Origin of the sequence: Pseudomonas sp. NFR02 (genome assembly GCF_900119375.1) — a bacterium.
GTDB lineage: Bacteria > Pseudomonadota > Gammaproteobacteria > Pseudomonadales > Pseudomonadaceae > Aquipseudomonas > Aquipseudomonas paracarnis.
Genome location: NZ_FPJJ01000002.1, coordinates 610,989 through 637,454, shown reverse-complemented (window position 1 = coordinate 637,454; position 26,466 = coordinate 610,989). Strand labels below are relative to the sequence as shown.

The window sequence follows — 26,466 nt, the reverse complement described above, 5'->3', positions numbered from 1 at the left end:
GGTTTTCCCACAGCGTGTTGTGACTGACTGATAGATAGAAAGGAAAGCCGATCGATGCCCCAGGTGGATCCCGAACTCTTCGACCGTGGCCAGTTCCAGGCCGAGCTGGCATTGAAGGCAAGCCCCATCGCCGCCTTCAAGAAGGCCATCCGCCAAGCCCGCGAGGTGCTCGATGCGCGCTTTCGCAGTGGCCGGGATATTCGCCGCCTGATCGAAGACCGCGCCTGGTTCGTCGATAACATCCTGCAAAAGGCCTGGGAGCAGTTCAATTGGAGTTTCGACGCCGATATCGCCCTGGTGGCGGTCGGCGGCTACGGTCGCGGCGAACTGCACCCCTACTCCGACATTGACCTGCTGATCCTGCTGGACAAGGCCGATCACGAGACCTTTCGCGATTCCATCGAGCGCTTTCTGACGTTGCTGTGGGACATCGGCCTGGAAGTCGGCCAAAGCGTACGCTCGGTGGACGAATGCGCGGAAGAGGCCCGTGCGGACCTGACGGTGGTCACCAACCTGATGGAAAGCCGCACCATCTGTGGCCCCGAGCGCCTGCGCCAGCGCATGCTCGAAGTCACCAGCACCGCACACATGTGGCCAAGCAAAGACTTTTTCCTGGCCAAGCGCGCCGAACAAAAAGCCCGGCACCACAAGTACAACGACACCGAATACAACCTGGAACCCAACGTCAAAGGCTCACCGGGCGGGCTGCGGGATATCCAGACGATTTTGTGGGTAGCGCGCCGCCAATACGGCACGCTGAACCTGCGCGCCCTGGCTGGCGAAGGCTTTCTGGTGGAGAGCGAAAACACTCTGCTGGCCTCGTCCCAGGAATTCCTGTGGAAGGTGCGCTACGCCCTGCACATGCTGGCTGGTCGTTCCGAAGACCGCCTGCTCTTCGACCACCAGCGCTCTATCGCTACCCTTCTGGGCTTTGAAGGCGAAGATGCGAAGACCAGCATTGAAAGCTTCATGCAGCAGTACTACCGGGTGGTCATGAGCATTGCTCAGCTCAGCGACTTGATCATCCAGCACTTCGAAGAAGTGATCCTGGCTCCCGAAGATGAAGCGCCGCCGCAGCCGATCAACGCGCGTTTCCAACTGCATGACGGCTATATCGAAGCGCGTAACGACAACGTGTTCCGCCGCACACCGTTCGCCATGCTGGAAATCTTTGTGTTGATGGCCCAGCAGCCGGAGATCAAAGGCGTGCGCGCCGACACCATCCGCTTGCTGCGGGAAAACCGTCACCTGATCGACGACGACTTTCGCAACGATATCCGCAACACCAGCCTGTTTATCGAGCTGTTCAAGTGCCGCATCGGCATCCATCGCAACCTGCGGCGCATGAACCGCTACGGCATTCTCGGGCGCTACCTGCCGGAGTTCGGCTTTATCGTCGGGCAGATGCAACACGACCTGTTCCATATCTATACCGTCGATGCCCACACCCTGAACCTGATCAAGCATCTGCGTAAGTTGCAGTACACCCAGGTGTCAGAGAAATTCCCGCTGGCCAGTAAGCTGATGGCCAAGCTGCCCAAGCCCGAGTTGATTTACCTGGCCGGCTTGTACCACGACATCGGCAAGGGCCGGCATGGCGACCACTCGGAGATCGGCGCGGTCGATGCCGAAGCCTTCTGCCAGCGCCACCAGTTGCCGGTGTGGGACAGCCGCCTGATTGTCTGGCTGGTGCAGAACCACCTGGTGATGTCGACCACGGCCCAGCGCAAGGACTTGTCCGACCCGCAGGTGATCCACGACTTTGCCGGCATCGTCGGCGATGAAACCCGCCTGGATTACCTGTATGTGCTGACCGTCTCCGACATCAACGCCACCAACCCGACGCTGTGGAACTCCTGGCGCGCCAGCCTGTTGCGCCAGCTATACACCGAGACCAAGCGCGCCCTGCGCCGTGGCCTGGAGAACCCGGTGGACCGCGAAGAGCAGATCCGCCGCACCCAAAGCGCAGCCCTGGATATCCTGGTGCGCGGCGGTAACGACCCGGACGACGTCGAGCAACTCTGGTCGCAACTGGGTGACGATTACTTCCTGCGCCACACCGCCGGCGACGTGGCCTGGCACAGCGACGCGATCCTGCAGCAACCCGCCGATGGCGGCCCGTTGGTCCTGATCAAGGAAACCACCCAGCGCGAATTCGAAGGCGGCACGCAGATCTTCATCTACGCCCCCGACCAGCACGACTTCTTTGCCGTGACCGTGGCGGCCATGGACCAGCTCAACCTGAACATCCACGACGCCCGGGTCATCACCTCCAGCAGCCAGTTCACCCTCGACACCTACATCGTGCTCGACACCGACGGCGACTCAATTGGCGATAACCCGGCGCGGGTGAAAAAGATCCGCGAAGGTCTTACCGAAGCCCTGCGCAACCCCGACGACTACCCCACCATCATCCAGCGCCGGGTGCCGCGCCAGCTCAAGCACTTTGCCTTTGCGCCCCAGGTGACCATCTCCAACGACGCACAGCGACCGGTGACGGTGCTGGAGCTCAGCGCACCGGATCGCCCGGGCCTGCTGGCACGCATCGGCGGGATTTTCCTGGAGTTCGACCTGTCGTTGCAGAACGCCAAGATTGCGACCCTGGGCGAGCGTGTGGAAGACGTGTTCTTTATCACCGATGCCGATAACCAGCCGCTGTCCGACCCGCAGCTGTGCCTGCGTTTGCAAGCGGCGATCGTGGAGCAATTGAGCGTGAGCCAGGAACCCGGCGTCGAGCTGACGCGCCTGACCATTTGAATTCTTAACTTTGTGAACAGGAGTCATGTGGGCGCTGGCTTGCCTGCGATGCAGACACCTCGGTGCGTCAGGTCGACCGCAGTGAGGCCATCGCAGGCAAGCCAGCTCCCACAGGATCCGCGCTCACCGTGACAGAGGCTTATATGAACAACGCCCTTAACCAGTTGCAGCCCTACCCCTTCGAGAAACTGCGCGCTCTGCTCGGCAGCGTGACGCCGAACCCGGACAAGCGCCCGATTGCGCTATCCATCGGCGAGCCCAAGCACACCTCACCGGCCTTCGTTGCCGAGGCCTTGAGCAATAACCTCGATCAAATGGCGGTGTACCCCACCACCTTGGGTATTCCGGCCCTGCGCGAAGCCATCGGCGCCTGGTGCGAACGTCGCTTCAACGTGCCCAAGGGCTGGCTGGACCCGGCACGCAACATCCTGCCGGTCAACGGTACGCGCGAGGCGCTGTTTGCCTTCACCCAGACCGTGGTCAACCGTGGCGACGACGCGCTGGTGGTGAGCCCCAACCCGTTCTACCAGATCTACGAAGGCGCCGCGTTCCTGGCCGGGGCCAAGCCGCATTACCTGCCGTGCCTGGACAGCAATGGCTTCAACCCGGACTTCGACGCCGTCTCCCCCGACATCTGGAAACGTTGCCAGATCCTGTTCCTGTGCTCCCCAGGCAACCCGACCGGCGCGCTGATCCCGGTCGACACCCTGAAAAAACTCATCGCCCTGGCCGACGAATATGACTTCGTCATCGCCGCCGACGAGTGCTACAGCGAGTTGTACTTTAACGAGCAAACCCCACCGCCGGGCCTGCTCAGCGCCTGCGTCGAGCTGGGGCGCCAGGACTTCAAGCGTTGCGTGGTGTTCCACAGCCTGTCCAAGCGCTCCAACCTGCCAGGCCTGCGCTCAGGCTTCGTGGCCGGCGACGCCGAGATCCTCAAAGCCTTTTTGCTGTACCGCACCTACCACGGCTGCGCGATGCCCGTGCAAACCCAGCTTGCAAGCATTGCGGCCTGGCAGGACGAAGCCCACGTACTGGCCAACCGTGACCTGTACCGCGAGAAGTTCGACGCGGTGCTGGCGATCCTCAAGCCGGTGCTGGACGTGCAAAGCCCGGACGGCGGCTTTTACCTGTGGCCGAATGTAGAGGGTGACGACGCCACTTTCTGCCGCGATTTGTTCGTGGAAGAACATGTGACGGTGGTGCCGGGGTCTTACCTGTCGCGCGAAGTGGATGGCTTTAACCCTGGCGCGGGGCGTGTGCGCCTGGCATTGGTTGCGCCGTTAGCCGAATGCGTGGAAGCGGCTGAGCGGATTCGCGACTTTATCCAGCGTCGCCGTTAAGGGCCTACCGGTCACTTCATGTGACCCAAATTCGCCTCGCTCATATCCAACTCCGCCAACACCTCCCTCAACACGTCATCACCAATCTGGTGATGACGGCTCAAGCTGTACAACTCCAACCGTTGCGCGCGTAGGGCCTTGAGCCGCAGCTTGCGCTCCAATTGGTCCATCTGCAGCGCCAGCGCCTGGGCTTCAGCCGAATCATTAAACACATCCAACTGATGACGATACTCCGCCATCAGCCGCGCCTTGAGCTCGGTGGCCAGCGCAGCTTGAGCGGCATCCGGGGTTTCGGCTTCGGCGGGTTCCTGGGCCTCCAGCGCATGGATCGCCGCCACGGCGGTCTTCTTCCAGGCCTCGCGCACTTCGTTGTGGCGCTTCTCATCCGGGCCTTTTTCGACACCACGCAGCAGTAACGGCAGCGCGATGCAGGCAGCGACCAGCGACAGCAGGATCACCCCGGCAGCGATAAAGATCAGCAGGTCACGCTCAGGGAAATCCTGGCCCGGCGCCAGCAACAAGGGCACCGACATGACGCCCGCCAGGGTCACCGCTCCGCGAACACCGCCGACGGTCAGTAACCAGCAGGAGCGGGCCGTCGGCACCAGGGTCAGCGCGCTTTTGCCACGCAGCCTGCGCAGCAACCCCGACAGCCGCCAGATGCTCTGCACCCAGATAAAGCGCAATACCACCAGCACCAGGAAGATCGCCACCACATCCAGGCAGCGATACATCAAGGTGGGCCACAGCGTGGTTTCATGACTGACCACAGCCTTGATGATGTCCGGCAGTTGCAGGCCGAGCAGCAGGAAAATCAGGCCATTGAAGGCAAACTCCAGCAGCGACCAGACGCTGCGGTTGAGCAAACGCGTGCTGGTCTGGCGCGGCAGCAGGTCGAGCCAGCTTTGCATCATGCCCGCCGCCACCGCCGAGAGAATGCCGGACGCGCCCAGGCGTTCAGCCAGTACGTACGCAGCAAAGGGCAGCAGCAACATGAACACCACATGGGTCGCCGGGTCATCCCAACCGCGCGCGATCATCCAGGCGCGCAGGCGGCCGACCAGCCAGCTCAGCGCCACGCCGATCGCCAACCCACCCACTGCCACCAGTACAAACGTCAGGCTGGCATCCGCCAGGGAAAAGACTCCGGTCAACGCCGCGGCCAGGGCGAACTTGAAAGTCACCAGGCCCGACGCGTCATTCATCAAGGCCTCGCCCTGGAGCATGTGCATCAGCGGCTTGGGCAAACGGTTCTGGGAAATGGCCGATACCGCCACGGCGTCCGTCGGGGATAAAACCGCTGCCAGGGCAAAGGCCACCGGCAAGGGGATCGAGGGCAGCAACCAATGAATAAAGTAACCAGCGCCCACCACGGTGAACAGCACCAGCCCCACCGCCAACGTCAGGATCGGACCACGCAGGCGCCACAACTCGCGCTTGGGCATGCGCCAACCATCGGAAAACAACAGTGGCGGCAGGAACAGAAACAGGAACAGCTCCGGGTCCAGCGCCACATGCAGCCCCAACGTGGGCCAGGCCAGCAAGGCGCCGGCGGCGATCTGCACCAGGGGCAACGGCAGTGGGATGATGCGCCCGACCAGGCGCGAAAGGCTGACCAGCATCAGCAGGATAAGAACGGTGTAGGCGGTTTGCATAACGCGGGTTTCCCGGACAATCGACTTGCAACGACACATCAGGCAACAACTGGCCGTTGAAGTGCCATATTACCCGGCTATGTTACCTGGCTATGTTACTCGCCTATGCTGCGCACTGGCACTTTGCGCAAAAGTCGCACGCTGTTGACGAGCGGCGCCGAAACCCGCTGGTCGTGGCATAATCGGCGATCTTTCATTTTCATACGTCCAAAGGGGGGCAATTCCTTGAGTGCTTCAAGCAAAACCTTGCACCTTTTCGGCATCAAAGCCTGCGACACCATGAAAAAGGCGCGCACCTGGCTCGATGAGCACGGGGTGAGCTATGAGTTCCATGACTACAAAACAGCCGGTATCGACCGCGAACACTTGACCCAATGGTGCAACGAGCACGGTTGGCAGGTGGTTTTGAACCGTGCGGGCACCACCTTTCGCAAACTCGAAGACGAACGCAAAGCCGATCTCGATCAGTCGAAAGCCATTGAATTGATGCTCGCACAACCCTCGATGATCAAGCGCCCGGTGCTCGATCTCGGTGACAGAACCCTGATTGGCTTCAAGCCAGATAGTTATTCGGCGGCCCTCAAGTAGGCCAGCCTTCCATTTTTGTAGAGGTAACAGCATGTCCAATTCCCTGTTCAGCCTGGGCTTCGGCGTCGGCACTCAGAACCGCCAAGGTGCTTGGCTGGAAGTGTTTTACGCACAGCCCTTGCTCAACCCGTCGGCTGAAATCGTTGCCGCCATCGCACCGATCCTCGGTTACACCGAAGGCAACCAGGCGATCACCTTCACCGTGAGCCAGGCCCTGCAACTGGCCGACGCGCTCAAAGGCGTCGATGCTACCCAGGCCGCCCTGCTCAGCCGCCTGGCCGAAAGCCACACGCCGCTGGTCGCGACCTTGCTGGCCGAAGACGCAGCGCTGACCTCCACGCCTGAGGCCTACCTCAAGCTGCACCTGCTGTCCCATCGCCTAGTCAAGCCCCACGGCCTGAGCCTGGCCGGCGTGTTCCCGCAGTTGCCGAACGTGGCCTGGACCAGCCAGGGCGCTATCGACATCAATGAACTGGCCGAGCGCCAACTGGAAGCGCGCCTGCGTGGCGACCTGCTGGAAGTGTTCTCGGTGGACAAGTTCCCGAAAATGACCGACTACGTCGTACCGGCTGGCGTGCGTATCGCTGACGCTGCTCGTATCCGCCTGGGCGCGTACGTAGGCGAAGGCACCACCGTGATGCACGAAGGCTTCGTCAACTTCAACGCGGGCACCGAAGGCCCGGGCATGATCGAAGGCCGCGTATCGGCGGGCGTATTCGTCGGCAAGGGCTCGGACCTGGGCGGCGGTTGCTCCACCATGGGCACCCTGTCGGGCGGCGGCAATATCGTAATCAAGGTGGGCGAAGGCTGCCTGATCGGCGCCAACGCCGGTACCGGTATCCCATTGGGCGACCGCAACACCGTGGAGTCGGGCCTGTACATCACCGCCGGCACCAAGGTTGCCCTGCTGGATGAGCAGAACCAACTGGTCAAGGTGGTCAAGGCGCGTGAGTTGGCTGGCCAGCCAGACCTGCTGTTCCGTCGTAACTCCGAGACCGGTGCCGTGGAGTGCAAAACCCACAAATCGGCCATCGAACTGAACGAAGCGCTGCACGCTCACAACTAAGCAGCCACTCGATGCCACTAGCGGCCGCACCTTCGGGGGCGGCTCGCTTATACGAGTCTTGATCACCATGCTTGTGCCCTCCCCCTGGCGCGCCGATTTCCCGGCCATCGCCACCCTGCAACGGCAAGACCAGACCTATCTGGACAGCGCCGCGACCACGCAAAAACCCCAAGCCCTGCTGGATGCCATCAGTCATTACTACGCCAATGGCGCAGCCAATGTGCACCGTGCTCAGCATTTGCCCGGAGCCCATGCGACCCAGGCGTTCGAAGACAGCCGCAGCAAGGTCGCGCAGTGGTTGAACGCAGGTGACAGCGGGCAGGTCGTGTTTACCCACGGCGCAACCTCTGCGCTGAACCTCCTGGCCTATGGCCTGGAGCACTTATTCAATGCGGGCGATGAGATTGCCATCAGCGCCCTGGAACACCACGCCAACCTGTTGCCCTGGCAGCAATTGGCCAAACGCCGCGCACTCACACTGGTGGTCTTGCCTCTGGACGATGACGGCGTCATCGACCTGGACGCCGCGGCCAGCTTGATTGGCCCACGCACACGCTTGCTGGCGGTGAGCCAGTTATCCAACGTGCTCGGTGCCTGGCAGCCGCTGCCAGCCTTGCTGACGATGGCCCAGGCACACGACGCCCTCACGGTGGTGGACGGCGCCCAAGGCATCGTCCATGGCCGTCACGACGTGCAGGCCCTGGGCTGCGACTTCTACGTATTTTCCAGCCACAAACTCTACGGCCCGGACGGCGTGGGTGTGCTGTATGGCCGTAATGAGGCCCTGCACCACCTGCGCCACTGGCAGTTCGGCGGCGAGATGGTGCAACAGGCCGACTACCACAGCGCCAGCTTTCGCCCCGCGCCGCTGGGTTTCGAGGCCGGCACTCCTCCGATTGCCAGTGTGATCGGCCTGGGCGCGAGCCTGGATTACCTGAGTTCACTGGATCCCTCGGCGGTGATCGCCCACGAAGCCGCCCTGCATGACTACCTGCTGCGTGGGCTTAAGGCCCGCAATGGCGTACGCGTGCTGGGATCGCCGCAGGTGGCGCTGGTGAGTTTTGTGGTGGCGGGCGTGCACAACGCCGACCTCGCCCACCTGCTGACCGAGCAAGGCATTGCTGTGCGTGCCGGTCACCACTGCGCAATGCCGCTGTTGAAGGCGATGAATCTGTCAGGCGCCATCCGCGTTTCACTGGCGCTCTACAACGATTCCGACGACCTGGAGCGCTTTTTTGAAGCGTTGGACCAGGCGCTGGACATGCTGCGATGAGCTTGCCGCTGGAGGCACACGCCGCACTGCAAGCCTTCCAGGCCATTGGCAGTTGGGAGCAGCGCGCCCGGGTGCTGATGCAATGGAGTGAACGCTTGCCCGCCCTGGCCGATGATGAAAAGGTCGACGCCAACCTGGTGCAAGGTTGCGAAAGCCTGGTGTGGCTGGTGGGGCGTTTGCAGGACGGCCATTGGCAGTTTACGGCGAGCAGCGAGGCGCGGATGATTCGTGGGTTGGTGGCGTTGCTGCTGGCGCGGGTCAATGGGCTGTCGGCTGATGAACTGCAAGCGGTTGACCTGCCTGACTGGTTCAATCAACTGGGCTTGTCGCGCCAGTTATCGCCGTCGCGCAGCAATGGTTTGAATGCCGTACTGCAACGCATGCAAGACCTGACGCATACACAAAACTAATGTGGGAGCTGGCTTGCCTGCGATAGTGGCGAATCAGTCAGTATTTTCAGTGGCTGACACACCGCTATCGCAGGCAAGCCAGCTCCCACAATTTGGATCTATGTTCGGCAATGAGATTTAGCTGGGTTTGATGCGCTCCGACGGCCTGCGCACTCCCGCCACAATCTTGTCCACCGCCTTGGTCGCCGCCACCATGCCGAACGTGGCCGTGACCATCATCACTGCGCCAAACCCTCCGGCGCAGTCCAGCTTCACGCCATCACCGACAAAACTCTTCTGCAGGCAAATGCTGCCATCGGGCTTGGGATAGCGCAGTTGCTCGGTGGAAAACACGCACGGCACACTGTAATGACGAGTCACGGTGCGCGAAAAGCCATAATCGCGGCGCAAGGTAGAGCGCACTTTCGAGGCCAACGGGTCATTGAAGGTGCGGTTCAGGTCACACACCTGGATCAGCGTGGGGTCAATCTGCCCACCGGCGCCGCCGGTGGTGATGATCTGGATCTTGCGGCGCTTGCACCAGGCAATCAGCGCCGCCTTGGCGTTGACCGCGTCGATGCAGTCGATCACACAGTCGATAGTCGCAGTGATGTACTCGGCCATGGTATCGCGGGTGACGAAGTCTGCCACCGCGTGCACGGTGCAATCGGGGTTGATGCCGCGCAGGCGCTCAGCCATCACTTCGACCTTGGGCTTGCCCACGGTGCTGTCCAGGGCATGCAACTGGCGGTTGCTGTTGCTGACGCAGACATCGTCCAGGTCAAACAGCGAAATCTCACCCACCCCGCAGCGGGCAATCGCTTCTGCCGCCCAGGAACCCACGCCGCCGACGCCGACAATCGCCACATGGGCCGCTTTCAAGCGTTCCAGGCCCTCAAGGCCGTACAAGCGGGCAACGCCTGCAAACCGCGGATCTTCTGTACTCATCATCATTACCCCAAAAACCGGCGCGCATTATAGGGCTACGCAGCAGCAAGTTTTAAGCTACAAGTTACAAGTGAAGAACTTAGATGGAGTTTCGCAGACTAACGTCCGGCTTTTCTCTGTCTGCTGTACGCTCAGGGAAGGGCCGGTGTAGGATGCGCGCCGTTCGGCGCAGGCCGACACCTCTTTCGTTCCGCACCCTTTGGAACCCGACATAACCATGGCATCGCGTAAATTTGGACTCAACCTGGTGGTGGTGCTGGCAATTGCCGCGCTGTTCACCGGTTTCTGGGCGCTGATCAACCGCCCGGTCACCGCTCCCAACTGGCCCGATCAGATCTCCGGTTTTTCCTACTCGCCGTTCCAGCAAGGCCAGTACCCGCAGAAAGGCCAGTACCCTACCGACGAACAGATGCGTCAGGACCTTGCGATCATGAGCAAGCTGACGGACAACATCCGTACCTACTCGGTGGACGGCCCCCTGGGGGATATTCCCAAGCTGGCCGAAGAGTTTGGCCTGCGCGTGACCCTGGGGATCTGGATCAGCCCGGACCTTGAGCGTAACGAGCGGGAGATCCAGCGCGCTATCGAGATCGCCAACACCTCGCGCAGTGTCGTGCGCGTAGTGGTGGGCAACGAAGCGTTGTTCCGGGAAGAAATCACCCCCGAAGCCCTGATCGTGCTGCTCGACCGCGTGCGCGCCGCCGTGAAAGTCCCGGTGACCACCTCCGAGCAATGGCACATCTGGGAAAAGAACCCGCAACTGGCCAAGCACGTCGACCTGATCGCCGCGCACATCCTGCCATTCTGGGAATACATCCCAATGGACAAGGCCGGCCAGTACGTCCTGGACCGCGCCAAGGACCTGAAGAAAGCCTTCCCGAAAAAGCCACTGCTGCTGTCGGAAGTGGGCTGGCCGAGCAACGGCCGTATGCGCGGCGGCAATGAATCGTCGCCGGCAGACCAGGCGATTTACCTGCGTACACTGGTCAACAAGCTCAATCGCCAGGGTTACAACTACTTCGTGATCGAGGCCTTCGACCAGCCGTGGAAGGTCAGCGATGAAGGTTCGGCGGGTGCGTATTGGGGTGTATTCAACGCCGCGCGCCAGCAGAAATTCAATTTTGACGGCCCGGTGGTGGCGATTCCGCAATGGCGGGTACTGGCCATCGGTTCAGTGGTGCTTGCGCTGCTGTCCCTGACCCTGTTGATGATCGATGGCTCGGCCCTGCGCCAGCGTGGCCGCACCTTCCTGACCTTTATTGCGTTCCTGTGCGGGTCGGTGCTGGTCTGGATCGGCTACGACTACAGCCAGCAATACAGCACCTGGTTCAGCGTGACGGTCGGTGTGTTGCTGGCACTCGGTGCCCTGGGCGTGTTCATTGTGTTGCTGACCGAAGCCCATGAGCTGGCGGAAGCAGTCTGGACCCACAAGCGTCGGCGTGAATTCCTGCCCGTGGAAGGCGATTCGGACTACCGCCCGAAAGTGTCGATCCATGTGCCGTGCTACAACGAGCCGCCGGAAATGGTCAAACAGACCCTCGACGCGCTGGCCGCCCTCGACTATCCGGACTACGAAGTCCTGATCATCGACAACAACACCAAGGACCCGGCGGTGTGGGAGCCGGTGCGCGATTACTGCGAAACCCTGGGCCCGCGCTTCAAGTTCTTCCACGTCGCGCCCCTGGCCGGTTTCAAGGGCGGCGCGCTGAACTACCTGATCCCGCACACCGCCAAGGATGCCGAAGTGATCGCGGTGATCGACTCGGACTACTGCGTATCGCCCAACTGGCTCAAGCACATGGTGCCGCACTTCGCCGACCCGAAAATCGCCGTGGTGCAGTCGCCCCAGGATTACCGCGACCAGAACGAAAGCACCTTCAAGAAGCTCTGCTACGCCGAATACAAGGGCTTCTTCCATATCGGTATGGTCACCCGTAACGACCGCGACGCGATCATCCAGCACGGCACCATGACCATGACCCGCCGCTCGGTGCTCGAAGAGCTGGGCTGGGCCGACTGGTGCATCTGTGAAGACGCCGAACTGGGCCTGCGTGTGTTCGAGAAAGGCTTGTCGGCGGCGTACTACCACGACAGCTACGGCAAGGGTTTGATGCCGGATACCTTTATCGACTTCAAGAAACAGCGTTTCCGCTGGGCCTATGGCGCGATCCAGATCATCAAGCGCCACACCGCCAGCCTGATACGGGGCAAAGACACCGAGCTGACCCGCGGTCAGCGCTACCATTTCCTCGCGGGCTGGTTGCCGTGGGTGGCCGATGGCATGAACATCTTCTTTACCGTCGGCGCCCTGTTGTGGTCTGCGGCGATGATCATCGTGCCGACTCGGGTCGACCCGCCATTGCTGATTTTCGCGATCCCGCCGTTGGCGTTGTTCGTGTTCAAGGTCGGCAAGATCATCTTCCTCTACCGTCGTGCGGTAGGCGTGAACTTGAAAGATGCATTCTGCGCGGCTCTGGCTGGGTTGGCGTTGTCCCATACCATCGCCAAGGCGGTGCTGTATGGTTTCTTCACCACCAGCATTCCGTTCTTTCGCACGCCGAAAAACGCCGATAACCACGGCTTCTGGGTGGCCATTTCCGAAGCCCGCGAAGAAATGTTCATCATGCTGCTGCTGTGGGGCGCGGCGCTGGGGATCTACCTGGTGCAAGGCCTGCCGAGCAACGACATTCGCTTCTGGGTGGTGATGTTGCTGGTGCAGTCGCTGCCCTATGTGGCGGCGCTGATCATGGCGTTCTTATCGTCGCTGCCCAAACCTTCGGCGGCGCCCGAGCCCGCACCGGCGGCGTAAAAAGTGACGCAATGCACTAAACGGCGGCCCTTGGCCGCCGTTTTGCTATAAGATAACGGCCCTTTTGTGAGACTTGGCCTGGCCCAATTCTATGTGGGAGCTGGCTTGCCTGCGATACAGACGCCGCGGTCTGACAGGCACACCGCAGCGATGCTATCGCAGGCAAGCCAGCTCCCACATTGGAGTTGCGTCGCTCCAGGCTCTGTATTTCCACATTCGTCCTGCGCCCCATCACACGCTTTCCGGAGTTCCCCCCATGACGGCCCATGCCGACCTTTCGCCGACCCTTCAACTGGCCATCGACCTGATCCGTCGCCCGTCGGTCACGCCGATCGATGCCGATTGCCAGAAGCTGATGATGCAGCGCCTGGGCGACGCCGGTTTTGCGCTTGAACCGATGCGCATCGAAGATGTGGACAATTTCTGGGCCACCCATGGCAAGCATGAAGGTCCGGTGCTGTGCTTTGCCGGTCACACCGACGTGGTGCCGACCGGTCCGGTACAGGCCTGGCAGAACGACCCGTTCGACGCGTTGATCGATGAAAACGGCATGCTCTGTGGCCGTGGCGCGGCTGACATGAAAGGCAGCCTGGCGGCGATGCTGGTGGCAGCGGAACGTTTCGTCACCGACTACCCGGACCACAAGGGTTCGGTCGCCTTCCTGATCACCAGCGACGAAGAAGGCCCGGCGCACCATGGCACCAAGGCGGTGATCGAACGTCTGGCCGCGCGCAAGGAACGCCTGGACTGGTGCATCGTCGGCGAACCGTCGAGCACGACCCTGGTGGGCGATGTGGTCAAGAACGGCCGTCGTGGCTCCCTCGGTGCCACCTTGACCGTGCGCGGTGTACAGGGCCATGTGGCTTACCCGCATCTGGCGAAGAACCCGATCCACCTGGCTGCGGCGGCCCTGGCTGAATTGGCTGCCGAGCATTGGGATGACGGCAACGCCTTCTTCCCGCCGACCAGTTTCCAGATTTCCAACCTCAATTCGGGTACCGGCGCCACCAACGTGATCCCCGGCGACCTGACGGCGGTATTCAACTTCCGCTTCTCTACCGAGTCCACCGTCGAGGGCCTGCAACAGCGGGTCGCGGCGATCCTGGATAAACATGGCCTGGACTGGCATGTGGACTGGGCGCTATCGGGCCTGCCGTTCCTCACCGAGCCGGGTGCGCTGCTGGATGCGGTATCTGCCAGTATCAAGGCGATCACCGGGCGTGAGACCAAGGCATCCACCAGCGGCGGTACCTCCGATGGGCGCTTTATCGCCACGCTGGGCACCCAGGTGGTCGAGCTGGGCCCGGTCAACGCGACGATCCACCAGGTCAACGAACGCATCCTGGCCAGCGACCTCGATGTGCTGACCGAAATCTACTACCAGACCCTGATCAAGTTGCTCGCCTGATGCTTGCCTGCCCCATTTGCAGCGCACCGCTCAATGCGGTGGACAATGGCGTGGCGTGCCCGGCCGGGCACCGTTTCGATCGCGCGCGCCAGGGTTACCTGAACCTGTTGCCGGTGCAGCACAAGAACAGCCGCGACCCAGGCGATAACCTGGCCATGGTCGAGGCGCGCCGCGACTTCCTCAACGCCGGGCACTACGCCCCGGTGGCCAAGCGCCTGGCCGAACTGGCCGCCGAGCGTGCACCGCAGCGCTGGGTCGACATTGGGTGTGGCGAGGGTTACTACACCGCGCAAATTGCCCAGGCCCTACCCCACGCCGATGGCTATGCCCTGGATATCTCCAAGGAAGCGGTCAAGCGCGCGTGCAAACGCAACCCGGCGCTGACCTGGTTGATCGCCAGCATGGCCCGCGTGCCATTGGCCGATGCCAGCTGCCAGTTCCTCGCCAGCGTGTTCAGCCCGTTGGATTGGCAAGAGGCCAAGCGCCTGCTCAGTCCCGGCGGCGGTTTGATGAAGGTCGGCCCGACCAGCGGCCACTTGATGGAACTGCGCGAGCGTCTTTACGACGAGGTACGCGAGTATACCGACGATAAACACCTGGCCCTGGTGCCGGATGGCATGCACCTGGCACACAGTGAAACACTGGAATTCACCCTGAGCCTGGCCGAAGCCCAGGACCGCGCCAACCTGCTGGCGATGACGCCCCACGGCTGGCGAGCCAGTGCCGAGCGCCGCCACGAGGTGATCGAGGCGGCCGAGCCGCTGCAGGTCACGGTGTCGATGCGTTACGATTATTTCGTGCTTCAATGACTGACGTTCACCCACCCGCGAATGGATTTTCGAATCCCGCAACGAGGAACATCCATGCGCCAACCCGATATTGAGATTTACCTGAAGGACGCCGACGTCGATCACAAGGCCATCGCCGCCTGGCTGGGTGCCGCCCTGGGCCCGTGCACCGACTGGGTCCAGAAAGGCCAGACCTACAAGTGCAAGGCCGGCAGCGTGCCGGTGACCTGGCTGCCCAAGGCGGTGGGCAAATGGAACAGCCTGTACCTGGAAAGCGACCAGACCCCGTGGGACGACGACATCGCCTGCGCCCGCGCCGCGTTTGCCGCACTGAACGTCGAAGTGCGCTGCGCGCCGGGCACCTGGGTTGAAGAAGAGGGTGAGGAAAGTGCCGACACCTGGATTCGCATCAGCGTAGACGGTGAAGAACAGATCACTTGGAAAACCGCCTGAAGATCGTTCCCACGCTCTGCGTGGGAAAGTAGCCTGGGACGCTCTGCGTCCCGAAGCGTGACGCGGAGCGTCACAAGAGGCGTTCCCACGCAGAGCGTGGGAACGATCAAACAAAGTTGTTACAGGCCGACCACATCCTCCGCCTGCAAGCCCTTCTCGCCGGTCACCACGGCGTATTCCACCTGCTGGCCTTCGGCCAACGAGCGGTGGCCTTCACCGCGAATGGCGCGGTAGTGCACAAACACATCCTTGCCATCTTCACGCTGGATAAAGCCGTAGCCCTTTGCATCGTTGAACCACTTCACATTGCCGGTTTCACGCGTTGTCATCTGTTCACTCCCACTGGTTTTTTTATTGTTGAGTCGCTCGCATTGAACTGCCGAGTATAAGACAGGCTCAAAAACCATCAACTCAACTTTACATCGCTGCTTTTTTGCCGATTTTCGGCGAATACGGCACACTACCCGCCCGAGCGCCTGCTCGGTTTTTTCCACTTGAAGCAGTTCGCCTATGACCCGCTCCCCGTTCCGCCGTCTGGTGTTTGGCACCTTGCGCCGACTGTTGTACCTCTGGGTTCGCTCAGAGACGATCAACCAGTCGTCCCTCACCCTTAACCTGGACCGCAGCCGGCCGGTTTTCTACGTCCTGCAATCACCCTCCCTCACCGAGTTGGCAGTGGTCGACGCCGAGTGCACCAAGGCCGGCCTGCCACGCCCGGTGCTGCCAGTGTCAGTGGGGCCGTTGATGGAGCCTGCGGCGTTCTTCTACCTCACGCCGGATCCGGATTGGCTTGGGCGCCAGGACAAGCGTGGCGCACCACCCACCCTGACGCGGCTGGTCAATACCCTCACCGAACACGCCGAAGAGAATGCACAAATCATTCCGGTCAGTGTGTTCTGGGGCCAATCCCCCGAAAGCGAGTCCAGCCCCTGGAAGCTTTTATTCGCCGACAGCTGGGCGGTCACCGGGCGTCTACGCCGGTTGTTGAGCATCCTGATCCTGGGGCGCAAGACCCGTGTGCAATTCTCCGCGCCTATCAACCTGCGCGAATTGATCGAGCACAATAAAGGCCACGAACGCACCGTGCGCATGGCCCAGCGCATCTTGCGTGTGCACTTTCGTAACCTGAAGACGGCGGTGATCGGCCCTGACCTGTCCCACCGCCGTAATCTGGTGAAGGGCCTGGTCAATATGCCGCTAGTGCGCCAGGCCATTTCTGATGAGGCCGAACGCGAAAAAATCTCGCCGGAAAAAGCCAAGGCCCTGGCCCTGCGCTATGGCAACGAAATTGCCTCGGACTACACCTACACCGCGATCCGCTTCCTGGAAGTGGTCTTGAGCTGGTTCTGGAACAAGATCTACGACGGCATCAAGGTCAATAACATCGAAGGCGTGCAAAAGGTGGCCCAAGGCTACGAGGTGATCTACGTGCCTTGCCACCGCAGCCATATCGACTACCTGCTGCTGTCCTACCTGCTGTTCAAGAACGGCCTGACCCCACCGCATATCGCCGCCGGCATCAACCTCAACATGCCGGTGATCGGCAGCCTGCTGCGCCGTGGCGGTGCGTTTTTCATGCGCCGCACCTTCAAGGGCAACCCGTTGTACACCTCGGTGTTCAACGAATACCTGCACACCCTGTTTACCAAGGGCTTCCCGGTGGAGTACTTCGTCGAAGGCGGCCGCTCGCGCACCGGGCGCATGCTACAACCGAAAACCGGGATGTTGGCGATCACCCTGCGCAGCTTCTTGCGCTCCTCGCGCATGCCTATCGTGTTCGTGCCGGTGTATATCGGCTATGAGCGTGTCCTCGAAGGCCGCACTTACCTGGGCGAACTGCGTGGCGCCAGCAAGAAGAAAGAGTCGATCTTCGATATCTTCAAAGTGGTCGGCGCGCTCAAGCAGCGCTTCGGCCAAGTGGCAGTCAACTTTGGCGAACCGATCAAGCTGGCAGAGTTCCTCGACGCCGAGCAACCGGACTGGCGCGCCCAGGAACTGGGGCCGAACTACAAACCGGCCTGGCTCAACGAAACCACCAATCGCCTCGGCGAACAGGTGGCGCGTCATTTGAACGAAGCCGCTGCGGTGAACCCGGTGAACCTGGTGGCGCTGGCCCTGCTGTCCACCACCCGCCTGGCGCTGGATGAACAGGCCATGGCCCGCCAGCTGGACCTGTACCTCGCGCTGTTGCGTCGTGTGCCCTACTCGCCCCACACCACCCTGCCGGAAGGCGATGGCCTGGCGCTGATCAAGCACGTCAAGGACATGAACCTGTTGTCCGAGCAGAGTGACGCCCTGGGCAAAATCGTTTATCTGGATGAGCAGAATGCCGTCCTGATGACCTACTACCGCAACAACGTGCTGCACATCTTCGCCCTGCCGGCGTTGCTGGCGAGCTTCTTCCAGAGCAGCTCGCGGATGAGTCGCGAACAGATCCTGCGCTACACCCACGCGCTTTACCCGTACCTGCAATCGGAACTGTTTATTCGTTGGTCCTTGGACGACTTGGACAACGTGGTCGATCAATGGCTGGACGCGTTTGTCGAACAAGGCCTGCTGCGTTTCGAAAACGCCGTGTACCTGCGCCCGGCGCCGAGTTCGCGGCACTTTGTGCTGCTGACGCTGCTGTCCAAGAGCATCGCCCAGACCCTGCAACGCTTCTACATGGCGATCTCGTTGCTGCTCAACAGCGGCCAGAACAGTATCAGCGCCGAAGAGCTGGAAGACCTGTGCACGATCATGGCCCAGCGCCTGTCAATCCTGCACGGCCTCAATGCTCCGGAATTCTTCGACAAGAGCCTTTTCCGACATTTCATCCAGACGTTGCTGGAGCAAGATGTGCTACGCCGCGATGAAGCCGGCAAGCTGGGCTATCACGACCTGCTCGGCGAACTGGCAGAAGGTGCGGCCAAACGCGTGTTGCCGGCGGATATTCGCCTGTCGATCCGCCAGGTGGCCTTGCACCGCGTGGACGGCGCAACCGAGACCGCGCCTGAACCGGTTGCCGCCCCTCCTGAAGAAAACCGCTAAATTGAACGAGGCGTCGGGCGGATTCCGGCGCCGTTGAAAAGGAGTTGCACCGTGAAAAAACTCATCCTCCTGGGCCTGACCGCCCTGCTCGGAGCCTGCCACTCGATGACCCCAACCCCGAAGGCCAGTCTGGACGGCGAAGTGTTCTACCTGCAACGCATCGCCCTGCCGCCGGCCGCCACCTTGAGTGTCAGCCTGCAGGACGTGTCCCTGATGGACGCCCCGGCCGTGACCCTCGCCGAACAGAAAGGCCCGGTCAAAGGCCAGGTGCCGCTGCCGTTTCACCTGAGCTATGACCCGGCTCAGGTCAAACCGGGCCACACCTATTCGGTCAGCGCTCGCATTGAGCTGGACGGCAAGCTACTGTTTATCACCACCGAGCGGCACACCGTGCAACTCAACGGCCAGGACCCACAACCGCTGCGCCTGCGGGTAGATGCGGCCGCACATTGATCATTCCCACTTCATAAGGAAGCGCCCATGCTCCGCAAATCTCTTCGCCTCACCGCCCTGTGTGCTGGCTTGCTGTTCGGCGCCAACGCCATGGCCCTGGATCTGGGCAGCCTGTCCCAGGGTGACGCCAGCGGCGGCCTCAAGGATGCCTTGACCCAAGGTGCACAGATTGCTGTGAAACAACTCGGGACACCCGGTGGTTTCAGCAACAACCCGGACGTGAAGATCGGCCTGCCGGGCAAACTCGGCAAAGTCGCCGACAAGCTTAAAATGTTTGGTATGGGTGACCAGGTCACGCAACTGGAAACCAGCATGAACAAGGCCGCAGAAACCGCCGTGACCCAGGCCCAGCCAATTCTGGTCAACGCCGTGAAGAACATGAGCGTGACCGACGCCAAGGGCATTCTCAGTGGAGGCCAGGACTCCGCCACCCAATACCTGAACAAAAGCAGCCGTGAAGAAATTCGCGCCAAGTTCCTGCCCATCGTCAAGGCCGCCACCGACAAAGTCGGCGTGGCTCAGCAGTACAACGCTCTGGCCGGCAAGGCCGCAGCCTTTGGCGCCGTGGATGCCAAGAGCGCCAACGTCGAAAACTACGTGACCGAGCAGGCGCTGGATGGTTTGTTCAAGATGATTGCGCAGCAGGAAGAAACCATTCGCAAGAACCCGGCGGCGGCAGCCACCAGCTTGGCCAAGAAGGTGTTTGGGGCACTTTAAGCCTTCGCCAGCGACTTGTACTGGGACGTAACGCGGCAAACACTCTGCGGGTGCAGAGTGTTTGCAATGGCTGAATATCAGAACTCAGCGCATTCAACGGCCGATTTGAGCGTTGGTATTCGCATTGCTGTTCGCGTTGGAAACGCTGTTGTTGATCGTCAAATTAGTGGTGGGCTGGGAATGACCGTATTTGAACGATTTGAGCGCGTCTGAAAGCTCACGCCGACTGACGGAGTCATTATGTGAATGTTTGGCGCAAGCGCCGCCCACCTGACCGCCGCCCAGCATCATGCCAATCGCCGAGTAAAAGTTTCCCACTGCTTGTAGGAGCATATCTATTTCGCCTCTATGAACGTTCTGGAAATTTTATCCACGTGATAAAAACCACCGAATAAAGTACCTGCGAACAGGTAACTATCTGTGGCAAGCCTGAAAAAAAGGTTCCCATTGGGCCCACCCAAAAACAGTCACAGATTTACTCCACGTCCTTCCTGATCCTGAACCAAGCCGCGTACAACGCCGGCAAGAACAACAGCGTCAACGCCGTCGCCACGATCAACCCCCCCATGATCGCCACAGCCATGGGCCCGAAGAACACACTGCGCGACAACGGAATCATCGCCAGCACCGCTGCCAGCGCCGTCAGCACAATCGGGCGAAAGCGTCGGACGGTGGCTTCGATAATTGCCTGCCAGGGTGCCAGGCCGGCCTTGATGTCTTGTTCTATCTGGTCCACCAGAATCACCGAATTACGCATGATCATGCCCGACAGCGCGATGGTGCCGAGCATGGCGACGAAACCGAAGGGTTGGCGGAACACCAACAGGAACAGGGTCACGCCGATCAGCCCCAACGGTGCGGTGAGAAAGACCATGGCCGTGCGCGAAAAGCTGCGCAGTTGCAGCATCAGCAAGGTCAGCACCACCACGATAAACAGCGGCACGCCGGCCTTCACCGAGTTTTGCCCCCGCGCAGAGTCTTCAACCGTACCGCCCACCTCCAACAGATAGCCGTCCGGCAGCTCGGCTCGCACATCGGCGAGCGTCGGCAAGATCTGCTGCACGAGGGTCGCCGGCTGTTCCTTGCCATAGATATCGGCCCGTACGGTCACCGTGGGCAGACGGTTGCGATGCCAGATGATGCCTTCTTCGAATCCATATTCGAGGGTGGCAATTTGCGACAGCGCCACGCTTTTACCATTGTCGGTGGGCACGGCCAGGCTCGACAGGCGCGACAGCTCGCTACGCTCATGCACCGTGCCGCGCAGGAGGATCTCGATCAATTCGTTGTCCTCCCGATACTGGCTGACGCTGGCGCCGGTCAGGGAACTCTGCAGGAATTTCGACAGGTTGGCAGTGCTCACACCCAGGGCACGGGCACGGTCCTGGTCGATATTCAGGTATACGATTTTGCTCGGTTCTTCCCAGTCCAGATGCACATTCACCACATGGGTATTTTCGCGAACCTTGGCCGCCACTTTGCGCGCCAGCGAACGGACTTCTTCGATGTGCTCGCCAGTCACACGAAACTGCACGGGGTAGCCTACGGGCGGGCCGTTCTCCAGGCGAGTGACCCGCGAACGCAGGGCGGGGAATTGCTCGTTGAGGGTTTCGATCAGCCAGGTGCGCAGGCTTTCTCGCTCCTCGATGGTGTTAGCCAGCACCACAAACTGGGCGAAGCTGGCAGCGGGCAATTGCTGGTCCAGTGGCAGGTAAAACCGTGGCGAACCGGTGCCCGCGTAGGCGACATAGTTATTGATGCCGGCATGCTCCTTGAGCAACGCCTCCAGGCGCTTGACCTGTTCGGCGGTGTTGCTCAGGGAAGCGCCTTCGGCCAGTTTCAGGTCGACCATCAACTCCAAGCGACCGGAAGCCGGGAAGAACTGTTGCGGCACGAAGCGAAACAGTGCAACCGAGCCGATAAACAGCAGCAGGGTCAGCACGATCACGGTTTTACGCCGCTGCACGCACCACTCCACCAGACGCCTTACACGCTGATAGAAGGGTGTGCCGTAAGGGTCCGGGCCGTCGGTGCCGTGTTTGGCCGCATGAATCTTCGCCAGGTCGGGCAGGAGTTTTTCCCCCAGGTAGGGCACAAACACCACGGCCGCCACCCAGGAGGCCAGCAGTGCAATGGTCACCACCTGGAAGATCGAACGGGTGTATTCGCCAGTGCTCGATTGCGCGGTGGCAATCGGCAAGAAGCCTGCGGCCGTGATCAGGGTGCCGGTGAGCATGGGGAATGCGGTGCTGGTCCAGGCGAAACTCGCGGCTTTGAGGCGGTCGTAGCCCTGTTCCATTTTGATCGCCATCATTTCCACGGCGATGATCGCGTCATCCACCAGCAAGCCCAGGGCCAAGACCAAGGCGCCCAGGGAAATCTTGTGCAGGCCGATGCCCAGGTAATACATGGCGGCAAAGGTCATCGCCAGTACCAGCGGAATCGCCAGGGCGACGACCATGCCGGTGCGCACGCCGAGGGAGAAAAAGCTCACCAGCAAAACAATCGCCAGCGCTTCAGCCAATACCTGGACGAATTCGCCGACGCTGGTCTTCACAGCTGCCGGCTGGTCCGACACCTTGCGCAGCTCCATCCCTGCCGGAAGGTTCTTTTGCAGGCGTGCGAATTGCGCTTCAAGGGCCTTGCCCAGTACGAGGATGTCGCCACCGTCGCGCATAGCCACGGCCAGGCCGATGGCATCTGCGCCCATGTAGCGCATGCGCGGTGCCGGTGGGTCGTTGAAGCCTCGATGGATGTCAGCCACGTCACCGATGCGGAAGGTGCGATCCCCCACGCGTATCGGAAAGTTGCGGATCTCCTCTACTGTCTTGAAGTTGCCCGAAACGCGCAGTTGCACGCGCTCGGTGGGGGTTTCAAAGAAGCCGGCGGTGGACACCGCATTTTGCTCCTGCAACGCCTGTTGTACAGCAGCCAGAGGCAAGCCGAGGGTGGCGAGCTTGAGGTTGGACAGCTCGATCCAGATCTTCTCGTCCTGCAGGCCGAGCAGCTCGACCTTGCCCACATCCGGGACGCGTTGCAGCTGGATCTGGATGCGGTCGGCGTAGTCCTTGAGCACCGCATAGTCAAAGCCGTCGCCGGTCAGGGCGTAGATATTGCCGAAGGTGGTGCCGAACTCGTCGTTGAAAAACGGCCCCTGGATATCCGGCGGCAAGGTGTGGCGGATGTCGCTGATTTTCTTGCGCACTTGGTACCACAACTCAGGAATCTGCGCCGAACGCATCGAATCACGGGCAATAAAGGTGACCTGGGATTCACCAGGACGGGAGAACGACACGATGCGTTCATACTCACCGGTCTCCATGAGTTTTTTCTCGATTCGCTCAGTGACCTGGCGCGAGACCTCCTGGGCCGTGGCTCCAGGCCAGTTGGTCTTGATCACCATGGCCTTGAAGGTAAAGGGCGGGTCTTCGCTTTGTCCCAACTTGGTGTAGGACAAGGTGCCAACCACGGCCAGCAGGATCATCAGGAACAGTACGATCTGGCGATTACGCAACGCCCATTCGGAAAGATTGAAACCCATGGGGACTACTCCTTGGCCGCCAGATTCACTACACGGTTGGAGCGATCCACCGGGCGCACGGGTTGGCCCTCATGGAGCACATGCACGCCTGCGGCCACCACCCAATCGGTGGCGGCCAAGCCTTCGAGTACCGGCACGGTGTTTTCGCCAAACGCACCAATGCGTACAGGGGTGCGTTCAAGGGTGTTGTCCGGTTTTACACGCCAAACGTAGGACGCACCGTTCTCGGCACTCAGGGCAGACAGCGGTACCGATAGAGGAATGACACCGTCGACCTGGATGAAAACCCGTGCGCTTTGGCCCAGTTCGGCGGGCACTTTGCCGTCGGTGAAGGCTACGCGCGCGGCGAAGGTGCGAGACTTGGGGTCGGCGGCAGGAGACAGTTCACGAATGCGCCCGGCGAAGCGTTGCTCTGGCTGGCTCCACAACTCCACCGACACCGGCTGGCCGATCTTGAAGCGGCCAAAGCCCTGCTCGGGCAGGCTGATCAAGACTTCACGCTCGCCATCGGTGGCCAGGGTGAACACCGTCTGGCCAGCGGAAACCACTTGCCCCACCTCGACGGCACGCTTGGCGACTACCCCATCCTGAGGCGCACGCAGCACGGCGTAGCCGGCCTGATTGCTGGACACATCGAACTCGGCCTTGATCTGCTTCAGGCGTGCTTCACCGGCTCGGTAGAGGTTTTCGGAATTGTCGTACTGCGACCGACTGACCATCTGACGATCCATCAAGGTCTTGTAGCGATCCCGCTCCGCACGTACCAAGCTCAGATTGGCCTCGGCGGCGGCCACTTGGGCACGGGTGGCTTCCAATTGCAGGCGCACGTCCTGAGGGTCGAGTTCGGCCAGCGGCTGGTTGGCCTTGACCCGTTCGCCCTCCTCCACCAGGCGCTTGCTGACTTTGCCGCCGATGCGAAAGGCCAGGTCCGGCTCATAACGGGCACGCACCTCACCGGGGTAGCTGTCCATTGCCTGCGCCGACGGCTGCGGTTGCACCACCATGGCCGGGCGCACGGTGGTCTGGGCCGCTTCTTCATGGCCGCAAGCGGCCAACAGGAAGATCAGGCTGACAGGCAAAGCAAGGGGCAGGAAAGCGCTGCGCATGCTGAAGGACCTTTCGCAAATAGAGCTTGGAATAATTATACTGGCCGGTATGTTATTAATACCAAACTCACCAGTCCAGTATTAAAGGTGAAAATGTCCGACAATCCTCTGAACACCGCAAGCCCAGGGCGCCCCAAGGACATGGCAAAACGCCAGGCAATCCTCGAATCGGCAAAATCGCTGTTCCTGGATAAGGGCTATGCAAACACCAGCATGGACGCCGTCGCCCTGGCGGCCGGCGTATCGAAACTCACGGTCTACAGCCACTTCACCGACAAGGAGACGCTGTTCACCGCGGCGGTAGTGGCCAAATGTGAAGAGCAATTGCCGGTGATGTACTTCGAGCTTCCCGAAGGCATGCCCGTCGAGACGGTGTTGCTCAACATCGCACGCGGCTTTCATCGGCTGATCAACAGCGAGGAGTCGGTAAACCTGCATCGCCTGATGATGACCACCGGCAATCAGGACGTGAAACTCTCCCAGATCTTCTTCAACGCCGGCCCCATGCGCATGCTGCAAGGCATGGAGCGCTTGCTCGGCAAGATTCACCAGAGCGGTGCCTTGAGCATCGACACACCGTTCAAGGCCGCGGAACACTTCTTTTGCCTGCTCAAGGGCACCGCGAACTTTCGCTTGTTGTATGGCTGCGGCGGACAATTGAGCGCCGCAGAGGCTGAAGAGCATGTGCAGGACGTGGTGCAGTTGTTTATGCGGGCCTATCGCAGCACGGGGCTCGACAGCACCGCATAGGCGGTAGCAACCGACGGTAACCACGATGCGAAGCGAGTCGCTCTTGATCTGCTCTTGATCTGCTTTTGATTTTGATCTTAAGCGCCCCGTCAAACCACGCTGGCCGGAATTCGACAGGGATTTGGGGGGTAAACCGGCAGGGATGCCGGTTTAGCCGCCCCGCGCCATGGATGGCGCGTGGCGGCGGCCCCCCAACTCACTGGCGGATTACGGGCACACCGAGCCCAGGCGAGGTGCCGAGTGGTGGGGCAAGAGCGTTTTGCTTACTTTTGTCTGGGCCGGCATTCCGGCTTTTCAAAAGTGAGCCGCTGTCAGAGCGGAACCCTAGGTGGCCGTTACCGCAGGAATGGATATGTACACAATCCAACTGTGTTGACTGCCAGGCAGCCTTCGCGAGCAAGCCCGCTCCCACAGTTTGGATAGCGGGGCGTCAGGTAGACAGGTGTCGGCTTTCAGGCCGTCATCGCAGGCAAGCCAGCTCCCACATTTGGATTGCGGCGCGCCAGAGAGATAGGTATCGGCTGTCAGGCCGTCTTCGCAGGCAAGCCAGCTCCCACAGTTGGATCTCGCCGCACCTGGGAGATAAGTGCTGCTGTTTGCAGCTTACGGCTTGAGCGCTTTCTTGGGATAAATATCGTAGCGGCTGGACTTGCCATCCAGCGCATGGCTCGGCTTCGGCCCCTCAATGCAGGGTGCCTTGCGCGGACGCTTGACCACCACACGATGGCTGGCCAGGGCCAGAGCCGCCGCGAGCAACGCCGGGGCATCCGGGTCATCGCCCACCAATGGGCGGAACAGGCGCATTTCCTTCTTCACCAGGGCGGTTTTCTCACGGTGCGGAAACATCGGGTCCAGGTAGATCACCTGAGGCGGCTCGCCCTGCCAGTTGAGCATCACGTCGATGGAGTTGCCCTTGAGCAGCTTCATGCGCGCCACAATCGGCGCCACGTCAAAATCCTCGGCAGCGCGGGCCAGACCATCTTCGAGCAAGGCGCCGATCAGCGGCTGGCGCTCGATCAGGCTCATCTCACACCCGAGGCTGGCCAGCACGAACGCGTCCTTGCCCAAGCCAGCCGTGGCATCCAGCACCCGCGGGCGCACGCCCTGGGCGATGCCCACCGCCTTGGCGATCATCTGCCCGCTGCCGCCACCATACAACCGCCGATGCGCCGCGCCGCCTTCGACAAAGTCGACCCGCACCGGCCCTGGCGCATCAGGCCCAAGCTGTTGCAACTGCAAGCCGTGCTCCCCCACTTGCAGGGAAAAATCCGCATCGGCCACCTGCAGAGGCAACCCCAGCAGCGAAGCCCACTGTTCAGCGCGGGCCTGGAAGCTGTCAGCCAAGGCTTGGACCTGGATGCGGCTGGCCGCTGGTTGTTCGTTCATCAATCG

Annotated in this window: 21 protein-coding genes; 14 read left to right on the top strand and 7 right to left on the bottom strand. The window is 61.2% G+C overall.

Annotated features, from left to right (window positions below; translation table 11 throughout):
• Positions 1-54 precede the first annotated feature (54 nt).
• Positions 55-2,757: a [protein-PII] uridylyltransferase gene (locus BT199_RS08615; protein ID WP_014717230.1), complete on the top strand. Its 2,703-nt coding sequence runs from the start codon at positions 55-57 to the stop codon at positions 2,755-2,757.
• A 143-nt stretch (positions 2,758-2,900) separates the two neighbouring features.
• Positions 2,901-4,100 (top strand): succinyldiaminopimelate transaminase, encoded by a 1,200-nt coding sequence (gene dapC, locus BT199_RS08610; protein ID WP_060767066.1) that lies wholly within the window; start codon positions 2,901-2,903, stop codon positions 4,098-4,100.
• A gap of 11 nt (positions 4,101-4,111) precedes the next feature.
• Here dapC and BT199_RS08605 read toward each other — a convergent pair whose 3' ends face one another.
• Positions 4,112-5,755 (bottom strand): Na+/H+ antiporter, encoded by a 1,644-nt coding sequence (locus BT199_RS08605; RefSeq protein WP_014717228.1) that lies wholly within the window; start codon positions 5,753-5,755, stop codon positions 4,112-4,114.
• Positions 5,756-6,034: 279 nt separating this feature from the next.
• Here BT199_RS08605 and BT199_RS08600 point away from each other — a divergent pair, with 279 nt between their 5' ends.
• The 4 genes from BT199_RS08600 to BT199_RS08585 all read left to right on the top strand — a co-directional run bounded on the left by BT199_RS08600 (position 6,035) and on the right by BT199_RS08585 (position 9,092).
• The gene (locus tag BT199_RS08600) at positions 6,035-6,343 is read left to right on the top strand and encodes an arsenate reductase (RefSeq protein ID WP_229999207.1); all 309 of its coding nucleotides are present in this window, start codon (positions 6,035-6,037) and stop codon (positions 6,341-6,343) included.
• 31 nt (positions 6,344-6,374) lie between these two features.
• Positions 6,375-7,409 (top strand): 2,3,4,5-tetrahydropyridine-2,6-dicarboxylate N-succinyltransferase, encoded by a 1,035-nt coding sequence (gene dapD / locus BT199_RS08595; RefSeq protein WP_014717226.1) that lies wholly within the window; start codon positions 6,375-6,377, stop codon positions 7,407-7,409.
• A gap of 67 nt (positions 7,410-7,476) precedes the next feature.
• The gene (locus BT199_RS08590) at positions 7,477-8,682 is read left to right on the top strand and encodes an aminotransferase class V-fold PLP-dependent enzyme (RefSeq protein ID WP_072434303.1); all 1,206 of its coding nucleotides are present in this window, start codon (positions 7,477-7,479) and stop codon (positions 8,680-8,682) included.
• A complete protein-coding gene (locus tag BT199_RS08585; protein WP_072434302.1) occupies positions 8,679-9,092 on the top strand; it encodes a SufE family protein in 414 nt (137 codons plus the stop codon). The genes BT199_RS08590 and BT199_RS08585 overlap by 4 nt, the downstream gene beginning before the upstream one ends.
• A 117-nt stretch (positions 9,093-9,209) precedes the next feature.
• On the opposite strand, the gene tcdA is transcribed toward BT199_RS08585, so the two are convergent.
• Entirely contained in the window at positions 9,210-10,019 is an 810-nt protein-coding gene (gene tcdA / locus BT199_RS08580) for a tRNA cyclic N6-threonylcarbamoyladenosine(37) synthase TcdA (RefSeq protein WP_370706277.1), read from the bottom strand.
• A gap of 217 nt (positions 10,020-10,236) precedes the next feature.
• Between tcdA and BT199_RS08575 the strand changes: the two genes are divergently transcribed.
• The 4 genes from BT199_RS08575 (at position 10,237) to BT199_RS08560 (ending at position 15,477) form a co-directional block, all read left to right on the top strand.
• Positions 10,237-12,828 carry a glycosyltransferase gene (locus tag BT199_RS08575; RefSeq protein WP_014717222.1) on the top strand — a complete coding sequence of 864 codons (2,592 nt, stop codon included), beginning with the start codon at positions 10,237-10,239 and terminating at the stop codon, positions 12,826-12,828.
• Between the two features lie 256 nt (positions 12,829-13,084).
• Positions 13,085-14,236, top strand: a complete 1,152-nt coding sequence (gene dapE, locus BT199_RS08570; protein ID WP_005785553.1) for a succinyl-diaminopimelate desuccinylase — start codon at positions 13,085-13,087, stop codon at positions 14,234-14,236.
• A complete protein-coding gene (locus tag BT199_RS08565; protein WP_060767067.1) occupies positions 14,236-15,045 on the top strand; it encodes a putative RNA methyltransferase in 810 nt (269 codons plus the stop codon). The genes dapE and BT199_RS08565 overlap by 1 nt, the downstream gene beginning before the upstream one ends.
• A 54-nt stretch (positions 15,046-15,099) precedes the next feature.
• Positions 15,100-15,477, top strand: a complete 378-nt coding sequence (locus tag BT199_RS08560; RefSeq protein WP_014717220.1) for a hypothetical protein — start codon at positions 15,100-15,102, stop codon at positions 15,475-15,477.
• Between the two features lie 119 nt (positions 15,478-15,596).
• Here BT199_RS08560 and BT199_RS08555 read toward each other — a convergent pair whose 3' ends face one another.
• A complete protein-coding gene (locus BT199_RS08555) occupies positions 15,597-15,806 on the bottom strand; it encodes a cold-shock protein (RefSeq protein ID WP_003189131.1) in 210 nt (69 codons plus the stop codon).
• 181 nt (positions 15,807-15,987) lie between these two features.
• Between BT199_RS08555 and plsB the strand changes: the two genes are divergently transcribed.
• From plsB to BT199_RS08540, 3 genes are read left to right on the top strand one after another with little or no spacing between them, the layout of a single operon-like run.
• Positions 15,988-18,507, top strand: a complete 2,520-nt coding sequence (gene plsB, locus BT199_RS08550; protein ID WP_072434300.1) for a glycerol-3-phosphate 1-O-acyltransferase PlsB — start codon at positions 15,988-15,990, stop codon at positions 18,505-18,507.
• A gap of 51 nt (positions 18,508-18,558) precedes the next feature.
• Positions 18,559-18,960, top strand: coding sequence for a YbaY family lipoprotein (locus BT199_RS08545; RefSeq protein WP_014717218.1), 402 nt, complete (start codon positions 18,559-18,561; stop codon positions 18,958-18,960).
• 27 nt (positions 18,961-18,987) lie between these two features.
• A complete protein-coding gene (locus BT199_RS08540) occupies positions 18,988-19,677 on the top strand; it encodes a DUF4197 domain-containing protein (protein ID WP_003189124.1) in 690 nt (229 codons plus the stop codon).
• A gap of 93 nt (positions 19,678-19,770) precedes the next feature.
• On the opposite strand, the gene BT199_RS08535 is transcribed toward BT199_RS08540, so the two are convergent.
• The 3 genes from BT199_RS08535 to BT199_RS08525 form a co-directional block, all read right to left on the bottom strand.
• Entirely contained in the window at positions 19,771-20,010 is a 240-nt protein-coding gene (locus BT199_RS08535; protein ID WP_072434299.1) for a type III secretion protein, read from the bottom strand.
• 142 nt (positions 20,011-20,152) lie between these two features.
• Positions 20,153-23,218 carry an efflux RND transporter permease subunit gene (locus BT199_RS08530; protein ID WP_072434298.1) on the bottom strand — a complete coding sequence of 1,022 codons (3,066 nt, stop codon included), beginning with the start codon at positions 23,216-23,218 and terminating at the stop codon, positions 20,153-20,155.
• A 5-nt stretch (positions 23,219-23,223) separates the two neighbouring features.
• Positions 23,224-24,324, bottom strand: a complete 1,101-nt coding sequence (locus BT199_RS08525; protein WP_072434297.1) for an efflux RND transporter periplasmic adaptor subunit — start codon at positions 24,322-24,324, stop codon at positions 23,224-23,226.
• Positions 24,325-24,417: 93 nt separating this feature from the next.
• Here BT199_RS08525 and BT199_RS08520 point away from each other — a divergent pair, with 93 nt between their 5' ends.
• Entirely contained in the window at positions 24,418-25,074 is a 657-nt protein-coding gene (locus BT199_RS08520; protein ID WP_072434296.1) for a TetR/AcrR family transcriptional regulator, read from the top strand.
• 603 nt (positions 25,075-25,677) lie between these two features.
• Here the strand turns inward: BT199_RS08520 and BT199_RS08515 are convergent.
• Positions 25,678-26,460 carry a class I SAM-dependent methyltransferase gene (locus BT199_RS08515; RefSeq protein WP_014717213.1) on the bottom strand — a complete coding sequence of 261 codons (783 nt, stop codon included), beginning with the start codon at positions 26,458-26,460 and terminating at the stop codon, positions 25,678-25,680.
• Positions 26,461-26,466: the final 6 nt, after the last annotated feature.

Excerpts from the sequence above, each read along its gene's own strand:
- BT199_RS08575 (WP_014717222.1), top strand. The coding sequence starts at position 10,237 with ATGGCATCGCGTAAATTTGGACTCAACCTGGTGGTGGTGCTGGCAATT.
- BT199_RS08530 (WP_072434298.1), bottom strand. The coding sequence starts at position 23,218 with ATGGGTTTCAATCTTTCCGAATGGGCGTTGCGTAATCGCCAGATCGTA.
- BT199_RS08605 (WP_014717228.1), bottom strand. The coding sequence starts at position 5,755 with ATGCAAACCGCCTACACCGTTCTTATCCTGCTGATGCTGGTCAGCCTT.
- BT199_RS08520 (WP_072434296.1), top strand. The coding sequence starts at position 24,418 with ATGTCCGACAATCCTCTGAACACCGCAAGCCCAGGGCGCCCCAAGGAC.
- BT199_RS08590 (WP_072434303.1), top strand. The coding sequence starts at position 7,477 with ATGCTTGTGCCCTCCCCCTGGCGCGCCGATTTCCCGGCCATCGCCACC.
- BT199_RS08600 (WP_229999207.1), top strand. The coding sequence starts at position 6,035 with ATGAAAAAGGCGCGCACCTGGCTCGATGAGCACGGGGTGAGCTATGAG.
- BT199_RS08515 (WP_014717213.1), bottom strand. The coding sequence starts at position 26,460 with ATGAACGAACAACCAGCGGCCAGCCGCATCCAGGTCCAAGCCTTGGCT.
- BT199_RS08555 (WP_003189131.1), bottom strand. The coding sequence starts at position 15,806 with ATGACAACGCGTGAAACCGGCAATGTGAAGTGGTTCAACGATGCAAAG.
- dapD (WP_014717226.1), top strand. The coding sequence starts at position 6,375 with ATGTCCAATTCCCTGTTCAGCCTGGGCTTCGGCGTCGGCACTCAGAAC.
- BT199_RS08525 (WP_072434297.1), bottom strand. The coding sequence starts at position 24,324 with ATGCGCAGCGCTTTCCTGCCCCTTGCTTTGCCTGTCAGCCTGATCTTC.
- dapE (WP_005785553.1), top strand. The coding sequence starts at position 13,085 with ATGACGGCCCATGCCGACCTTTCGCCGACCCTTCAACTGGCCATCGAC.
- BT199_RS08540 (WP_003189124.1), top strand. The coding sequence starts at position 18,988 with ATGCTCCGCAAATCTCTTCGCCTCACCGCCCTGTGTGCTGGCTTGCTG.
- BT199_RS08565 (WP_060767067.1), top strand. The coding sequence starts at position 14,236 with ATGCTTGCCTGCCCCATTTGCAGCGCACCGCTCAATGCGGTGGACAAT.
- BT199_RS08585 (WP_072434302.1), top strand. The coding sequence starts at position 8,679 with ATGAGCTTGCCGCTGGAGGCACACGCCGCACTGCAAGCCTTCCAGGCC.
- tcdA (WP_370706277.1), bottom strand. The coding sequence starts at position 10,019 with ATGAGTACAGAAGATCCGCGGTTTGCAGGCGTTGCCCGCTTGTACGGC.
- dapC (WP_060767066.1), top strand. The coding sequence starts at position 2,901 with ATGAACAACGCCCTTAACCAGTTGCAGCCCTACCCCTTCGAGAAACTG.
- BT199_RS08560 (WP_014717220.1), top strand. The coding sequence starts at position 15,100 with ATGCGCCAACCCGATATTGAGATTTACCTGAAGGACGCCGACGTCGAT.
- plsB (WP_072434300.1), top strand. The coding sequence starts at position 15,988 with ATGACCCGCTCCCCGTTCCGCCGTCTGGTGTTTGGCACCTTGCGCCGA.
- BT199_RS08535 (WP_072434299.1), bottom strand. The coding sequence starts at position 20,010 with ATGCTCCTACAAGCAGTGGGAAACTTTTACTCGGCGATTGGCATGATG.
- BT199_RS08615 (WP_014717230.1), top strand. The coding sequence starts at position 55 with ATGCCCCAGGTGGATCCCGAACTCTTCGACCGTGGCCAGTTCCAGGCC.